At 38.0% G+C, this 14,251-nt stretch carries 15 protein-coding genes; 3 read left to right on the forward strand and 12 right to left on the reverse strand.

Annotated features, from left to right (window positions below; all coding sequences use genetic code 11):
• Positions 1 to 241: 241 nt before the first annotated feature.
• Positions 242 to 556 carry a hypothetical protein gene (locus tag FW778_RS12315; protein ID WP_150415025.1) on the reverse strand — a complete coding sequence of 105 codons (315 nt, stop codon included), beginning with the start codon at positions 554 to 556 and terminating at the stop codon, positions 242 to 244.
• 409 nt (positions 557 to 965) lie between these two features.
• Positions 966 to 1,373, reverse strand: a complete 408-nt coding sequence (locus FW778_RS12320; RefSeq protein ID WP_150415026.1) for a cupin domain-containing protein — start codon at positions 1,371 to 1,373, stop codon at positions 966 to 968.
• Positions 1,374 to 1,619: 246 nt separating this feature from the next.
• Here FW778_RS12320 and FW778_RS12325 point away from each other — a divergent pair, with 246 nt between their 5' ends.
• Both FW778_RS12325 and FW778_RS12330 read left to right on the forward strand, forming a co-directional pair.
• On the forward strand, positions 1,620 to 2,798 hold the full coding sequence (locus FW778_RS12325; RefSeq protein ID WP_150415027.1) for a cytochrome-c peroxidase: 1,179 nt from the start codon (positions 1,620 to 1,622) through the stop codon (positions 2,796 to 2,798).
• Positions 2,799 to 3,029: 231 nt separating this feature from the next.
• Positions 3,030 to 3,479, forward strand: coding sequence for a pyridoxamine 5'-phosphate oxidase family protein (locus FW778_RS12330; RefSeq protein ID WP_150415028.1), 450 nt, complete (start codon positions 3,030 to 3,032; stop codon positions 3,477 to 3,479).
• Between the two features lie 582 nt (positions 3,480 to 4,061).
• On the opposite strand, the gene FW778_RS12335 is transcribed toward FW778_RS12330, so the two are convergent.
• The 10 genes from FW778_RS12335 to FW778_RS12385 form a co-directional block, all read right to left on the reverse strand.
• Complete coding sequence (locus FW778_RS12335) at positions 4,062 to 4,475, reverse strand: hypothetical protein (RefSeq protein ID WP_150415029.1); 414 nt, start codon at positions 4,473 to 4,475, stop codon at positions 4,062 to 4,064.
• 78 nt (positions 4,476 to 4,553) lie between these two features.
• Positions 4,554 to 4,772 carry a hypothetical protein gene (locus FW778_RS12340; RefSeq protein WP_150415030.1) on the reverse strand — a complete coding sequence of 73 codons (219 nt, stop codon included), beginning with the start codon at positions 4,770 to 4,772 and terminating at the stop codon, positions 4,554 to 4,556.
• A 1,584-nt stretch (positions 4,773 to 6,356) separates the two neighbouring features.
• Positions 6,357 to 6,770, reverse strand: a complete 414-nt coding sequence (locus tag FW778_RS12350; RefSeq protein ID WP_150415031.1) for a response regulator transcription factor — start codon at positions 6,768 to 6,770, stop codon at positions 6,357 to 6,359.
• A 373-nt stretch (positions 6,771 to 7,143) separates the two neighbouring features.
• Positions 7,144 to 7,956 carry a hypothetical protein gene (locus FW778_RS12355; RefSeq protein ID WP_150415032.1) on the reverse strand — a complete coding sequence of 271 codons (813 nt, stop codon included), beginning with the start codon at positions 7,954 to 7,956 and terminating at the stop codon, positions 7,144 to 7,146.
• A gap of 1 nt (position 7,957) precedes the next feature.
• Positions 7,958 to 8,335 carry a GntR family transcriptional regulator gene (locus FW778_RS12360; RefSeq protein ID WP_150415033.1) on the reverse strand — a complete coding sequence of 126 codons (378 nt, stop codon included), beginning with the start codon at positions 8,333 to 8,335 and terminating at the stop codon, positions 7,958 to 7,960.
• 9 nt (positions 8,336 to 8,344) lie between these two features.
• On the reverse strand, positions 8,345 to 9,139 hold the full coding sequence (locus tag FW778_RS12365) for a hypothetical protein (RefSeq protein WP_150415034.1): 795 nt from the start codon (positions 9,137 to 9,139) through the stop codon (positions 8,345 to 8,347).
• A gap of 10 nt (positions 9,140 to 9,149) precedes the next feature.
• A complete protein-coding gene (locus FW778_RS12370; protein WP_150415035.1) occupies positions 9,150 to 9,986 on the reverse strand; it encodes an ABC transporter ATP-binding protein in 837 nt (278 codons plus the stop codon).
• 115 nt (positions 9,987 to 10,101) lie between these two features.
• Positions 10,102 to 11,346: an RNA polymerase sigma factor gene (locus FW778_RS12375; RefSeq protein ID WP_150415036.1), complete on the reverse strand. Its 1,245-nt coding sequence runs from the start codon at positions 11,344 to 11,346 to the stop codon at positions 10,102 to 10,104.
• A gap of 55 nt (positions 11,347 to 11,401) precedes the next feature.
• Positions 11,402 to 11,737 (reverse strand): YciI family protein, encoded by a 336-nt coding sequence (locus FW778_RS12380; RefSeq protein ID WP_150415037.1) that lies wholly within the window; start codon positions 11,735 to 11,737, stop codon positions 11,402 to 11,404.
• An 80-nt stretch (positions 11,738 to 11,817) separates the two neighbouring features.
• A complete protein-coding gene (locus tag FW778_RS12385; protein WP_150415038.1) occupies positions 11,818 to 12,279 on the reverse strand; it encodes a carboxymuconolactone decarboxylase family protein in 462 nt (153 codons plus the stop codon).
• Between the two features lie 265 nt (positions 12,280 to 12,544).
• Between FW778_RS12385 and FW778_RS12390 the strand changes: the two genes are divergently transcribed.
• The gene (locus FW778_RS12390; RefSeq protein WP_150415039.1) at positions 12,545 to 14,215 is read left to right on the forward strand and encodes a molybdopterin-dependent oxidoreductase; all 1,671 of its coding nucleotides are present in this window, start codon (positions 12,545 to 12,547) and stop codon (positions 14,213 to 14,215) included.
• Positions 14,216 to 14,251 lie beyond the last annotated feature (36 nt).

Below are 14,251 nucleotides of genomic sequence, written 5' to 3' on the forward strand. Positions count from 1 at the left end.
AAAAAGTCCGTCTTACAAACTCATTTGAATTATACATTTTACACTTAATTTGTGTAAACCTATTTTAGGACAAGACAATAACAATTCAGGAATGTCCGGATGGACACCGCCCCGGAGCGAGGGAAACTTAGGATAGCAGTACTTTTATAATTTAAACATTCTAAGAAATCCGGGGGTGGTGTACTGTTATAATTTATACTTCTACTGCTGGCTGGGGCCGGGCCGATAATAAAAAATACCCTCATCCCTTTAAAAAATTCCTAAGTGGATGAAAACTCTTTTTCAAATAAACAGTAGTGTGAACGCCGCATTGATTGTGCTGTTCAATTGGATTTGGACCGGGGTTGGCAACCTGGGATGAAACTGTTGAAATATCAATTTCAACTCCCACCACTACATAAGTAACACCTTTAATAATTACTTTCTCAGTTCTTGCAATGGTTTGCGTGGGAACAACGCCAGACAAAACCGACATATCTTTGGTTTCTAAAAGTAAATTTCCAGTACCACTTTCCTGGAATGTATAAATAGTACTATTGTCATTATTATTTTGCATATCTGTAATTTTTTTAATTAAGATTCCGCTTGTCTTATTTCAAACTATTAAGATACGTCTTGAAGCCACGATTGAAAGGAGTATGTTAATAAAGCGCCCGTATTGAACTAAATTGGTTTTCCTTCGCTTAAAGGTACGTTACTTATAGGGCATGGGCTTATCTGTTTTGTTAAGTATTTTATTGAATTCCTTATGGCTGATTTTATAGGTTGAAATAATTGATACCAATCGTTTTAACCATTTTGTTGGCCTGTCGGGTTTTCATAGCGCAGCAAAACGGGGAAGCATGAAATCCCTTATGCACTTCATGTTTAAGCTTTAGGCTGATACATGAAGATAAAAACTTCGAAGAGTGGGCAACACCTGCGCCGACTGGAAGTGATATATAGATAGTTTTGCAAATCAAAAACTACTTTTCAGTTGTTATACCATCAAATTCCTCTTTATTTGCTTTTGCTTCTGCTTCTGTTTTCGTTTGGCGTATTACTCCATCTTTATGGTTAGGTGGTGAATAGATGGTATAAAGCTTTAATGCTTCTGTATCTGATGTATTAATGACATTATGTTTTGCGCCGGCAGGTACAGTAACGGCATCCCCATCTTTAACCTCATATTCATTACTATCAATAATACATTTGCCCTTCCCACTTTCAAAACGAAAAAACTGATCATTTTTTTCATGGGTTTCCATGCCAATTTCTTCGTTAGGCTGAAGGCTCATTAAAACAAGCTGGCTATACTTTGCCGTATATAAAACTTTTCGGAAACTATTGTTTTGCAAAGTCTCTTTTGCGATGTTAGTTGTAAATCCTTTCATGATGTTTATTGTTTATTTATTAATTAATATTCCTGGATTTATGTGTTCCCTTTCATAGTTATACTTTTCGATTTGATAAATATTTTGATCGATTTTCCTTTGAATTGGAAGTACATAGTTAAACAGCTTTATCAAATACTTCTATGACAATAATCATTGAATATGATAATGATGGTCATTTTCATAACCTAATAATTAACATATTTTTAAAGGGCATCTAATTCAAAAACTCCTAAAAAAAATTGTATGAAAAAAAATATTTTATACATCATCCTGGGTGGTATTTTATTGACTATCATCTTAATGCAAGGCTGTATGAAAGAAAAAACGCCTCCCGGCCCGTTTGCCATAAATAACATAGAAACATTAGGTAAAAACATATTCTTTGATAAAATTTCTGTTCCGGACAACATGTCCTGCGCCTCTTGCCACGCTCCGGATTATGGCTTTACGGGATCTGCAGAATCTAACATCTCGGGAATCTATGAAGGAGCTTTTCCGGGACGTTATGGAAACCGTAAGCCTCCAAGTGCTGCCTATGCAGCTTTTAGTCCGATTCTTCACTATGATGGCTTGAGTTTTATAGGCGGTAATTTCTGGGATGGCAGAGCCACAGGTGAGCGTTTGAAAAATCCTGCGGCAGAGCAGGCTTTGGGGCCTTTCCTTAATCCGCTTGAGATGAATAACCCCTCCAAGAAATATGTTTTGAAGCAAATTGCCAAATCAAGCTATGCGAAAATGTGGAAAAGCGTTTGGGGTGAACCCATCAGTTACTCAGAACCAGATATTGAAAAAAATTATGACAGGGTGGGTTTGGCGATAGCAGCTTATGAAGCGTCCAGCCAGGTAAGTCAATTTTCATCAAAGTTCGACTATTATCTTAAAGGCAAAGTGCAACTCAGTAAAGATGAAGAAGCCGGAAGAATTCTATTCAACGGCAACAAGGCTCAATGTTCGTCATGCCATTTGAGTGATGGGAATCAACCTTTATTTACCGATTTCACCTTTGAAAATATCGGTACGCCCAAAAATCCGGATAATCCGTTTTACAAAGAAGATAAGGTTTATCTTCCCGATGGCCAGGCTATTAATCCTGCGGGAAATGCATGGATCGATCCCGGCCTCGGAGGCTTCCTTATAACCCGCCCGGATTGGAGTTATCTGGCTGATGCAAATTTGGGTAAACAAAAAGTCCCCACTTTAAGAAATGTTGATAAGAGAAACGGTCCATATATGCATAATGGCGTTTTTAAATCCTTGAAGGAGGTGGTACATTTTTATAACACAAGGGATATCTCTAAGTTCAACTGGCCGGCACCTGAAGTGCCACAAAATGTGAATGCTGTGGTGGGCAACCTGGGTCTTACAGATAAAGAAGAAAATGAGATAGTAGCATTCTTGAAAACGCTTTCTGATGGGTATTAATCAGATTATCACAACACCCCGGTTCGTGTCTCAGAATAAAGAGGTTCGTGAGGCACGAACCCCGGCGCAGAATTACTTTCTGCCGAACCGTTGCGAAATTTATAATTAAAAGTTTATTGTTGCTACTATCGATTCAGGAATGTCCGGTGGTGGACACCGGCCAGGAAGAGGATTTTTTTTAAATATTCTCAGCACGCATAACCAATTTAATACCTTATTAAAATCAAAAACATGTTTGGAAATTTAAACAACCACGCAATTGAGCATTTATTGAAATACCAACTTTTAGGACACATTGGATGCCATGCTAACGATAAGACATACATTGTTCCAATATGTTATGCTTATGATGGCAACTGCATTTATGGCCGTACTTTCGAAGGCATGAAATTGAGAATAATGCGCGAAAACCCTAAAGTATGTTTTCAGTTAGAGCATTTGGAAAGTATGGGTAAGTGGCAAAGTGTAATATGTTGGGGAGAATTTGAAGAACTAACGGACAAGGATAAACGTGAGAAGGGAATTAAAGTTTTGCAAAATCGTGTAACAGCACCAATGGGCGACAAGAATTTACTGGTATCATATCACTGGCCTTTTTCCTTAAATGATTCGGATTATACGGAAGGGATAATTTTTTGTATTCATATAAGTGAGAAAACCGGGAAGTTTGAAATGATCTGATTTTAGCTGATAATTTCTATGACAAACAAAACTATCTTAAGCTGATTTTTCACATTCGATGCTACCTGCAAAAAAAGATCGAAAAATAATAAAAAGCAGGTAAAATAACCGCAATGCGCAGTTACCAATTCCTCCCATTTTCTTAACTCGGGCATTTTTAAAATTGTATGTGCTTAAAAGTGATCAAATTATTTTTGTGTTGGCGTTCCCACATGGGTTATTAACCTTAACGTTTCAAGACTACTATTTCATTAATAAACATTTTTTATAAGAGCGCTGAGGGGATACTGAGGAAGGAGGATTTTTGGGAACTATATATTAAATATGCAAAAAAATAACTTACCTGGGTGATCTTAATCATATTAACGAATAACAGTCGTCAGTGTGCAATAAAAATATCGGTGCTATTATTGCTTATTGGTTTTTCATAGGATATTGGATTTTTAAAACGGGCATGGATTTCTATCCAAGCCCTTTTTATTTATCTTTCATCTCCCCTCCACAATCCCCACCTCCTTAACTATTTCTTTTTTAAACCCAATTCTAGCCTTTGTTTGAAAAGGCGACTAGTTAAGGGATATTTTACAGGGTTAAATGATCAAATAATCGGTTAATAATAACATCTTTTGGAAGCTGATTATAGCAATCAAAATAATTTTTTACACCACGTACAAATAATGTAGCCGCCTCATCTTCAAAGTCTGCATCTACCCATTCATTTTCGCCACTGTCATTGTGCTTCAATTCGTTTTTAATTTTATTAATTTTCGCAATTAAAAATCTATCCTCAGGAATCTTTCCAGAAAAATATTCATAAACGCTTCTCAAATATGCAATCTCACCTTTTAATTGATTAGACTTTGTTCTTTTTAAAGCTATCCTGCCTAAAATTTCTTCAGCAGCGCCTGACAAAGTGATCGAACAAATATAATCTCCAGAATTATAATGTCGAGCCGCAGCTTTCAACTGTCTTAACGCGATGTCTCTTTTTTCCATAACGCCAACTAATTAATTTTTGTCTCCCTTCCACGATCGCCACTACTTCATCATTCAACCCAAACAATATATTTAAACTTATTTATTTTTATCATCTTCGTGTATCACTTCCCGGTAGGTTTCCCATGCTCCATGCTTGTTATTCATATACCACCCCAGCGCTTCAAAAAAAGGATCAATAAAATCTTTACGGGTTTGTGTTTCGTTGTAGTCGCCTCTCTTGTAATTATTAAATTGATCAGAAAATCTTTCAACGAGTTCAGCAATCTTCGGGTAAGCCTCTTCTTTAGAATACATTAGTAGTTATGATATTTATCAAATATAAATATTATTGGATGATTAAAAACAAACGCGGTGCAGCGAGACTAACGCCTTCAAATTTTCTTTTTTTTAAAAAAAAGGGTGGCGTTCAATTAGAAAATTTCAATTAGAGCTTACAAGATAATATTTTTTTATAAAAATAAATTTGCCTTAGCGGGCAATGTCATTAAGTTAAGCGTTTATGTTCCGGCGGAACATTTCGCAGGTAGAACAAAAGTTCAAATTCGCAAAGCGTTCCGTAGGAGCGCATCGTGCTATAGCGGGAAAACAGCACCCGGCGTTCCGCCGGAACGTTAAGTCTATCATTTACCTGGCCTTCTACCCATCAATTGTTCCCCTGGAACAAAACCGTTTTCCCTCACTTAATTCCATTGCCACCGGCAGGTCGCTTGCTTCCTAACGGTTAGCGCCGGTAGCGAGCGTAAAAAATACGGTAAGGCAATAATCAACCGGGAGGAAGCCCCACCTTTCTGAACGGAAGCCCCACCTTTCTGAACGGAAGCCCCACCTTTCTGAACGGAAGCCTCACCTTTCTGAAAGGAAGCCCCACCTTTCTGAAAGGAAGCCCCACCTTTCTGAAAGGAGGCCCCACCTTTCTGAAAGGAGGCCGCTCTTTTCTGAAAAAAACGGGCGATCAAAGGCCCGCGAGTGCCAATTTTTTAGCCGGCGCTGCAATTTATTATTACATTTTTTAAATATTTTTTTATTGATATGTCCCTTCAGAAAAAACCGATGTTCCTATTTTTCAAAAACTTATAAAGTAAACACATGACCGTTATGGGCGCTTTTGCCCACTTCGTTTATCCGTTTGGCGTCCCCGCCAAAATTCAACCATAGTTGAAAAGGTAGCCAGTAAAAATTCTTTAGCCCTGTTTCATAAAATCTTGCTGATGACCATTTATATTCTTCCGGGGAGGTTGCCAAGGCATCAACCACCGCATGCTTTATTCATAAAGAAATTGGTGAGTTTAAACCTGATCTTTTAATACTGGATATATATTTAGCAGGGCTTGACGGGCGAGAGATATGCAAGAATCTGCGACAGCACCCTGAAACTAATAACTTCCCCATCCTGTTAACTTCTACCGTGCCTGCATTTTGGTTAAGTATAAATCTTACTTAGCCGATAATTATTTAGAAAAACCTTTTGATTTAAGCACATTGCATGAAATGACACAATCATTATTAGAGCGGGTTCCTGTATAAATAAACCTTCAATTTAAGTAACCACCGTAAGATATTAGATGGAATTTATTGAACTCCCCGCACAGAGCCACGCACCAGATCAATCAGTTACGATCTCACTCTGTCCTTTTTCTATGGCCCAACTTTTTTTCGTTTACTTAATTCCACGCACATTTTTTGCGTTACCTATTAAAGGAAAGTGAATTAAATATGAATAAATATTTTCATATGTGAAAATAAAAGCCTAATTTAAAAGTGGTTTTTCATAGGATATTGGATTTAAAACGGCCCTGGATATCTATCCGGGGCCTTTTTGTATCATTATCTTAAAAAGAGTTTTAATAGATGCTATTAACGCAGTTTGGCCGGCATTGCCTAGTTCTCTATTGCGTGCTCCCTGATTTTATTTACCAGCTGGTCAGTATCGAAAGGCTTGGCTAAAAAACCGTCTGCCCCGCTTTCGGAATACGTTTCTATTAAGTTGTGCATAGCCGAAAACAAAATAACCGGAACATGTTTACAGGGGCTTCCGGCAGCTTTTAATTCTTTACATAACTCTCTGCCGTCATAGTTTGCAATATTTACATCGAGCAATATTACATCTGGCATAAAGAATTTTGCCTGCTCCATAAAATCTTTTGCGGTAATTACCGCTTTTACATTAAATCCATGGATTACTAAAACAAGTTCAACAACTTCTAATAACTCAGAATCATCGTCTGCAACCAAAACTTTCACCATAGTGAGAGGTTTAAAAACATCACTTTCGTAATTTATTATCCGGGGCATTAGTGTTTTACTATTTGCGCCATTATAATAATTGACGCACAATAGGAACACCAGCACCAAAAGTTTTGCGTTTAACAGAACTTTTCAAATATATAAATGGTAACGAAAGAGATTACTACACGAAAGCAATTCCTGTGCCGGTATTAATTAAATAATCCCGCTAGTGACGGCGGACCGGTACGGTAAATGCAAATGGGCGAGGCCACCCGGATGAGGTTGCTAAATCTCATTCCATGTAAGTGCAATTTTGCTTCGATTAATGTTGTCGCACGACTGTGGGGTGAAAATTGCCAGCCATGCCGCAATAAGCCCTCGCCTTCAACATTTTCGCCCGAGAAGTGAGAAAGCACAACATACATGAATATTCAGCTACTCATTTAAATTTCTTCAAGGCTCCACCGGACATAATGATTGCAGAACTGTCTGCTATATTAAGTTGTAGAGACTGAATCTGTGCATGGCCAACATCGAGTATAGAATATCCCTGCAGATTTGCGTTAACCGAGTTAATGTACATCGCTTCATCACTCTTTATGTTATCCAAGCCATTGGCAGGAGGAGCTGTGTTATCGCCAAAATGAATTGCTAAGCCTTTGTTTATAACTGAATCCTCTCTTCTTTTTGAATTATAATCAGGCGACATTTCAAATTCAACAGAAGCAGAATCTTTCTGAATTACATTGATTGAGTCCATATCAGGAATCATGCTTTCCACTTCAAATTTAGATTTGCCGGACATATTTACTGATATGCTTTTTTGTTTCAGTTTAAACATTTCAAAGTCAGTATTAAAACCTTCAACCGAAAGAAGTTCCGGTGAAAAGATGCGCACCAACGTGGTCCATTTCATCCAGTCTTTTTCATTTTGATTGCTGCCGCTGTGTACAAACTTTATAAAAAGCGTGTCATTCTTTACAAACGAGTGTATGAGCTCGGGATGGTACCGCTGCCAATCATTTAACACACGCACTGAACAGTTTTTATTTTGTTCAAACGCTATTTTGGTAATGTTGCCTCCTTCTATTTTTAGGTATTTAAAAGGCTGCGTGAGAACGCTTGTATAGTTCCAGTGCAGATCGCTTTTATCAATTTTATTGTATTCTTTTTTCAATACCATATTTGATAATAGTAAGCCCGCTATGAGTATAATCAGCATGCTTAGTAATATCCGGGAACTCAATTTCATATTATTTGGTTTTAAAATTGTCTTTTACAAATTGGTCAAACGAAGATTTTATTTCTTTAAAATCTATTTTTAAGAGATAGATGTTTCGCATAAAAACAGGTAATTCATTTTCTATAAACTGTTCTCTTCTGAAACTGAGAATTCTTTCCATTGCATCCTCTTCAATAAAATATCCAATACCTCTCTTATTAGTAATAATATTCCTTTGCTGCAGAAAATCATAAGCTCGTTGCACCGTGTTGGGATTAACTTCCATAGTTATGGCAAGGTCTCTTATACTGATAATCTTGTCGCCCAGCTTCCATTTTTTTAATAAAATCTGTTCGCAAACATATTCTGCTATCTGTATGTAAATCGCCGGTGTTTCTTTAAACTCCATTTATTTATTTTAAAATTCTTTTTCCCGCAACCGTATGAACGAAACTCCCCACAATATTACCGGAAGGCCATAATTTATAAAATACCAAACGGGATCATGCACATTTTTAGGAAGTTCCACAGAACCTACTTCTTTCCCAACAAGGATAGCAACGTGCTGAAAGGGAAATGCATCGTCAATATTGCTAAACATAAACTCCGCAAATAGATAATTCAGTCCGTAAAGGCCGAAAAAAAGTATGCATACAGCCAGGGCTGTTTTTACCAACGCAACCTTATTAAAATAAAGTGATCCTATTAGCATCAATCCTGAAAAAATGAGGAACATCGGGTAAACTATTCGCGGCAGGCGGCCGGTAAACGAGAATAGATAAACTGAATCATATCTTATCTTATAAAAGGGACCGTTAGGATCAAGACTATTATGATAAGCAGCTACAAAACCTGCGTCCATTACCCGGTAAAATATCATAAAAATTAACGGGTATAAAATCGCGGCTATTAAAACGGCACAAAGCCATTTTTCCAAATTTGAAACAGGTAGCGTTAGATAAGATGAACCGCCTGCAGTGGAGCTAAAATAGTTAAACACAAACGAGGCCAATATAAAATCTCCTCCTACCAACCCCCAAAGAAACGAAACATTCTGTGCAACCTGGAAATTCACAAAAGTTTTTATAATGTAGTACACTATCAATATAAAAAGAAAAATAAGACCGGTGAAACCGAACATTTGCATTGGTTTTTCCAGCAGCGTTTTTTTAAACAGAAGTCCAAACCGTTTTAAGTTGAATGTGTTGCTCATCAGGTCTTTTTTAATTTTTAAAAATTGCTTTTGCAATTACGGGTTTCTCCGTAATCGCGTTGAAGAGATGCTCCAGGTTTACCTTGCTGTCTTCAGCATTAATGTTTTTTGTAACGACAGAAAAACCTTTTAAAGACTCTTCACTATAGAGAATTTCATCCGGCCTTTCTAATTCGCTCACCGTCTTAAAACAAAGCCTTTCAGCTATATCACCAACTGAGGCATTTAGTAGCAACTCACCATTGTCAACTATAATTACCCGGTCAATTAAATTATCAAGATCGCGGATCTGGTGGGTAGAAATAAAAATTAGCTTGTCATCAGTAAATACAGACGCAATTAATTTTCGAAATTTTATTTTAGAAGGAATATCCAGGCCGTTAGTAGGTTCATCCAGCAACAACACCCTCGTATTACAGGCAAGCGCAAACGCAATTATAAATTTCTTTTGCTGCCCGAAGGATAGGGAATTGAGCTTGCCTTTATCTTTTACATCCAGCTGATCAAGATAGCTATAAAATTGCTCGTCATTAAATTTAGGATAGAAGGGTGCGAATAAATTTTTATAACCGTCAATAGTCAAAGCAGGCACATATACCTCTTCCGGAATAAAGTAAATAGTTTCTAAAAAAGCAGGCCATCTTTTCTTTGGAATAAATCCGTTTACTGCGATATTGCCACTTGTGGGAAACAATAAGCCAATGAAATTTTTAAGCAGCGTCGATTTGCCGGCTCCATTTTTACCGAGCAGTCCATAGATGCTTCCTACTTCAAGTTTCAGGTTTAGATTTTTATAAAGCAGGTTTCTTTTTTTATAACCAAAAGACAGGTTTTGAATCTCTATCATTAGTGTATTAGTTAAGTAGTACACCGTAAAAATATAGCTTTTAATTAAAGGGACAAATATTTTTTAAAGAAAATAGATAGATTGAATATCCTATGGTGTTTATAAAAGCAGTCATTTAAAGCGCTGCCATCGCTCTCACCCTTTTCATGTTTTTTTCAATGGTGGTCTTATCAGCATGGGAACTTGTAAGGGTTGATGCTTTTTGATAATGCTGCAGCGCTTTTTCATTATCAACATCAGTGTAGAGATTTCCCAGTAAAGTATAATACAAATGATTGCCGGTAAGATTTAATTTTTCAGCTTCTGCTATTGCCTCCATTTTGCCGTTAGCTTTTGCAAGGGCAAATGTGCGGTTTAAGGCAGCGATGGGAGAATATTCTATTAGGAGTAATTGATTATAGAGTTGCAAAATGTTTTCCCACTTTTGCCCGGTATCTTCTTTGTGCGTATGCCAATAAGCAATGGCCGCTTCCAGGTGATACTTTGATAATTCATCACCTTTTGATGAGAGGTTTAAATAATATTCGCCTCTTTCAACCAGTTCTTTATTCCACAGGTTGGTGTCCTGGTCTTCATATAAAATATTGTCGCCATCTTCGTTTATCCTTGCCTCAAAGCGGGATGAATGAAAACACATTAATGAGAAGAGCGCATTTACAGCAGGCTTGTTGGTATGGTCATTTTCAATAAGTAAATAAGTTAGTCTCATCGCCTCAAGGCACAGGTCTTTTCGCAGACTCACATCCTGGTTTGAGGAGTAATACCCTTCATTAAAAAGCAGGTACAACGTTAGTAACACGGCCGGCAGCCGTTCGTCTATTTCATGTAAACCCGGTTGTTCTATTTTAATTTTTGCACTTCTTAGTTTTTCTTTGCCGCGTTGCAGCCTTTTATAAATTACCTCTTTGTTGGTTAAAAAAGCGTTGGCAATTTCCACTGCACCAAAGCCACAAAGTAGGTTTAAGGCCAATCCAATCTGCACTTCTGCGGGATTACAAGGATTACAAACTGCAAATATCATTGCCAGCTGGCTGTCGTTAATATTTTTAGTTGATAGATCAATTTCTATTTCATGAAATGTTGGTGCAGCATATTTTATTTCTTTGGAAATCTTTTGAGTAAAAATTGAATGATGTTTCAAATAATCTTTCGTCTTATTTTTTGCAACGGTATAAAGCCATGCTGTTGGGTTTTCAGGCAACCCTTTCAGTCCCCACAATTCAGAAGCTGAAAGAAAAGTATCGCTTACAATATCTTCTGCAATTTCAATGTGCTCAATGCCAAATAATTTATAAAGCACAGAAACGATTTTCCTGTACTCTGTTCTGAATAAATGAGGTATCAGTTCTGTTTGTTTCATAAAAATAAATGCCCTTGCAAAAGTACAAAGGCATTTAGCTTTTCAGGGTACATAATTACATTGCGAGAATCTCTCTCACTTCTACACTTCCACCGGTTGTAAGCCCGGGACATCCTTTTGCCAACTCTGCGGCTTCTTCAAGAGAATTTGCTTTTACGATGCTGTAGCCTCCAATGGATTCTTTAATGTCTGAATATGGGCCGTCGGTAATAATGTTGCCGGGCTTTACAACTTTACCTGAAGGAAAAAGGCGGTTTCCACGGTCTCCTAATTTGTTTTGAGCTGCAATGCCGCCTATCCAGTCCATCCAGCGTTTGGTCATCGCCTGCATTTCATCGGGTGAAGCATCTGGTATGCCGTTGGCCCTGAATACGAATAAGAAATCTTTCATTTTGTTTATGTTTTAATGGTTAAAAATAATAACGATTTTGTTTTGTGAATTGGACAATTGTTTCTAGATAACCAAAACAATTAATTAAATTGACCAACCACGTACGTTCCCACCGGCGGCCGAAAAGCAATATTGATGCGGTTGTAAGTATTGATGGTCGTAACCGCAAGCGTAAGATCAATTAATTCCTGTTCAGAAAATTGTTTTCTTGCTGTTGCAAACACTTCATCGGGAATATTGCCATTGGTAATTTTTGTTACAGCCTCTGCCCAGTCAAGCGCCGCAAGTTCATGATCGCTATAAAAAGGCGCTTCGCGCCAGGCATTCAAAGTATGAAGGCGCTGTTCGGTTTCGCCCGCGGCCCGCAAATCTTTTGAGTGCATATCTAAGCAAAAAGCACAACCATTTATTTGAGACACTCTGAAATAAACCAGATCTAAAAGCGATTTGCCGAGTTGCGATTTCGCTAAGTAACCTCCGACAGGATACAATGTTTTCAAGGCATCTTTTCCATTTTCTAAAAAATTAATTCTTGTTTCCATTCTAATTGTTTTTGTGATTAAAAACTAATAACGACTGAGTTTTTAGAATTGGACAAGAGTCGTGAATGGTGAGGCGTCAATGGTGAATGGTGAAGCGTCAATGGGGAATGGGGAATGCAAAGATGCATCCGTACTCGTGAATTTTTGTTTGCAGGGTAAGACTTATGAAAGGAAGGAAGACGAATGGTTGCGCATGCTCACAGCTGCAAGTTGTCGTTTGCAATTGTAATCATCATCCCGCTTTAATCGATTATCTTTATTAGCAATGTTTACTCATTTTACCAAAGAAGAAAGAGCGGTACATTACCCACCTGACCGTCGTGCTTTCATGGCTTTAAAACCTTACATGTTATTGTTTTTCGGAGTCATTATTTTTGGAGCCATTGCTGCAGCGTGGCTTCAATATTTGTTGATGGGTTTACCGGAAGATCCTTCTTTATCTTTTCCGGCGGCTACAGCTACAGACGCAAAAGACTTTCCCATGTGGCTTAACCTGAGCCACTGGGTTAATTTCTTTTTTCTTGTACTGATAATAAGAAGCGGACTTTCTATTCTTGCAGATCATCCCCGGCTTTATTGGAATAATGGCTGTGCGCCCGAAACAGAATGGATACGCTTTACGCCCATAAAAGTGCCAAAAGATAAAACCTGGACTGCTAAAGAAGATGCCCGCTACATCAGTCCCATTGCAGGGTTGCCAGGTTACAAACATACCATTGGCATAGCAAGAACATGGCACTTTCTTACGGTTCCCTTTTTTGTTTTAAATGGCGTTGTTTTCATTTTTCTTTTATTTTATACCCATCAGTGGCAGCGCCTCGTTCCTGTATCCTGGAAAATTATTCCTGATTCATGGAATGTTTTTGTGCATTACGCAACGTTCCATTTTCCTGTAGAACCCAATGGATTTTATCATTTTAATGCACTGCAGCAACTCTCCTATTTTGCCGTCGTATTTATATTGGCACCGCTCGCCATGCTTACCGGCCTGGCTATGTCTCCTGCCATTGAAAACCGTTTTCACTGGTATCCAACCTTATTTGGTAATCGCCAGAGCGCCCGTTCTATCCATTTTATGGTTATGTTTTCTTATGTCATTTTCATCATTATACATGTTGCATTGGTAGCGGCTACAGGGCTTACAAGAAATATGAACCACATTGTACTGGGGACCGATAACACAACCAGCGTTGCAGGTATATATATTGGCGCAGGTATTATTGCATTCACTATATTGTTTTGCCTACTGGCGCACTGGCTTTCGTGGAATAAACAACGTGCTTTACAACATGCTGATGCTGCCATTAATGGAAATTTATGGCGTATTACATTGAACCGTTTTAAGCCCAAGCCTTATTATAAAAGAGCAGATATATCGCCCTACTTCTGGCCTAACGGAAAAGCGCCTTCTTCAGAAGAATGGCAAAAGCTGGCAATAAATAATTTTAAAGATTACAAACTTAGAATTGGCGGATTGGTTGAAAACCCGATGGAATTATCATTAACAGAACTTAAGAATTTAGGAAAAGAACAAAACATTACTATGCATCATTGTATCCAGGGATGGTCGGGCATAGCAGAATGGGGCGGCATACCTATCAGCAAGATTGTGGAACTGGTCAAGCCATATCCCTCTGTAACGACGGTCGCTTTTTATTCCTTTGGTGAAGGGCTTTACGGAGGATTGTATTACGATACCAATACACTTGATAATTGCCTGAAGCCACAATCTATACTTGCATGGGAGATGAATTACGATCCGCTTTCGCTGGTACACGGCGCCCCATTAAGGCTTCGGGTAGAAAACCAGTTGGGATATAAAATGGTTAAGTGGATCAGCTCAATTGAATTTGTAGAAACTTATAAAACGTTGGGTAAAGGGCAGGGTGGTAAAAATGAAGATGATGAATATTTTAATTTACTGGCGGATACTTAATGTCGGCATCAAAAGAACTTTAGCGAAGACACAACC

The sequence above is a fragment of the Ginsengibacter hankyongi genome (genome assembly GCF_008710285.1).
Taxonomy (GTDB): Bacteria; Bacteroidota; Bacteroidia; order Chitinophagales; family Chitinophagaceae; genus Ginsengibacter; species Ginsengibacter hankyongi.

Coding starts and splice junctions, on each gene's coding strand:
- FW778_RS12315 (WP_150415025.1), bottom strand. CDS start 556: ATGCAAAATAATAATGACAATAGTACTATTTATACATTCCAGGAAAGT.
- FW778_RS12320 (WP_150415026.1), bottom strand. CDS start 1,373: ATGAAAGGATTTACAACTAACATCGCAAAAGAGACTTTGCAAAACAAT.
- FW778_RS12325 (WP_150415027.1), top strand. CDS start 1,620: ATGAAAAAAAATATTTTATACATCATCCTGGGTGGTATTTTATTGACT.
- FW778_RS12330 (WP_150415028.1), top strand. CDS start 3,030: ATGTTTGGAAATTTAAACAACCACGCAATTGAGCATTTATTGAAATAC.
- FW778_RS12335 (WP_150415029.1), bottom strand. CDS start 4,475: ATGGAAAAAAGAGACATCGCGTTAAGACAGTTGAAAGCTGCGGCTCGA.
- FW778_RS12340 (WP_150415030.1), bottom strand. CDS start 4,772: ATGTATTCTAAAGAAGAGGCTTACCCGAAGATTGCTGAACTCGTTGAA.
- FW778_RS12350 (WP_150415031.1), bottom strand. CDS start 6,770: ATGCCCCGGATAATAAATTACGAAAGTGATGTTTTTAAACCTCTCACT.
- FW778_RS12355 (WP_150415032.1), bottom strand. CDS start 7,956: ATGAAATTGAGTTCCCGGATATTACTAAGCATGCTGATTATACTCATA.
- FW778_RS12360 (WP_150415033.1), bottom strand. CDS start 8,335: ATGGAGTTTAAAGAAACACCGGCGATTTACATACAGATAGCAGAATAT.
- FW778_RS12365 (WP_150415034.1), bottom strand. CDS start 9,139: ATGAGCAACACATTCAACTTAAAACGGTTTGGACTTCTGTTTAAAAAA.
- FW778_RS12370 (WP_150415035.1), bottom strand. CDS start 9,986: ATGATAGAGATTCAAAACCTGTCTTTTGGTTATAAAAAAAGAAACCTG.
- FW778_RS12375 (WP_150415036.1), bottom strand. CDS start 11,346: ATGAAACAAACAGAACTGATACCTCATTTATTCAGAACAGAGTACAGG.
- FW778_RS12380 (WP_150415037.1), bottom strand. CDS start 11,737: ATGAAAGATTTCTTATTCGTATTCAGGGCCAACGGCATACCAGATGCT.
- FW778_RS12385 (WP_150415038.1), bottom strand. CDS start 12,279: ATGGAAACAAGAATTAATTTTTTAGAAAATGGAAAAGATGCCTTGAAA.
- FW778_RS12390 (WP_150415039.1), top strand. CDS start 12,545: ATGTTTACTCATTTTACCAAAGAAGAAAGAGCGGTACATTACCCACCT.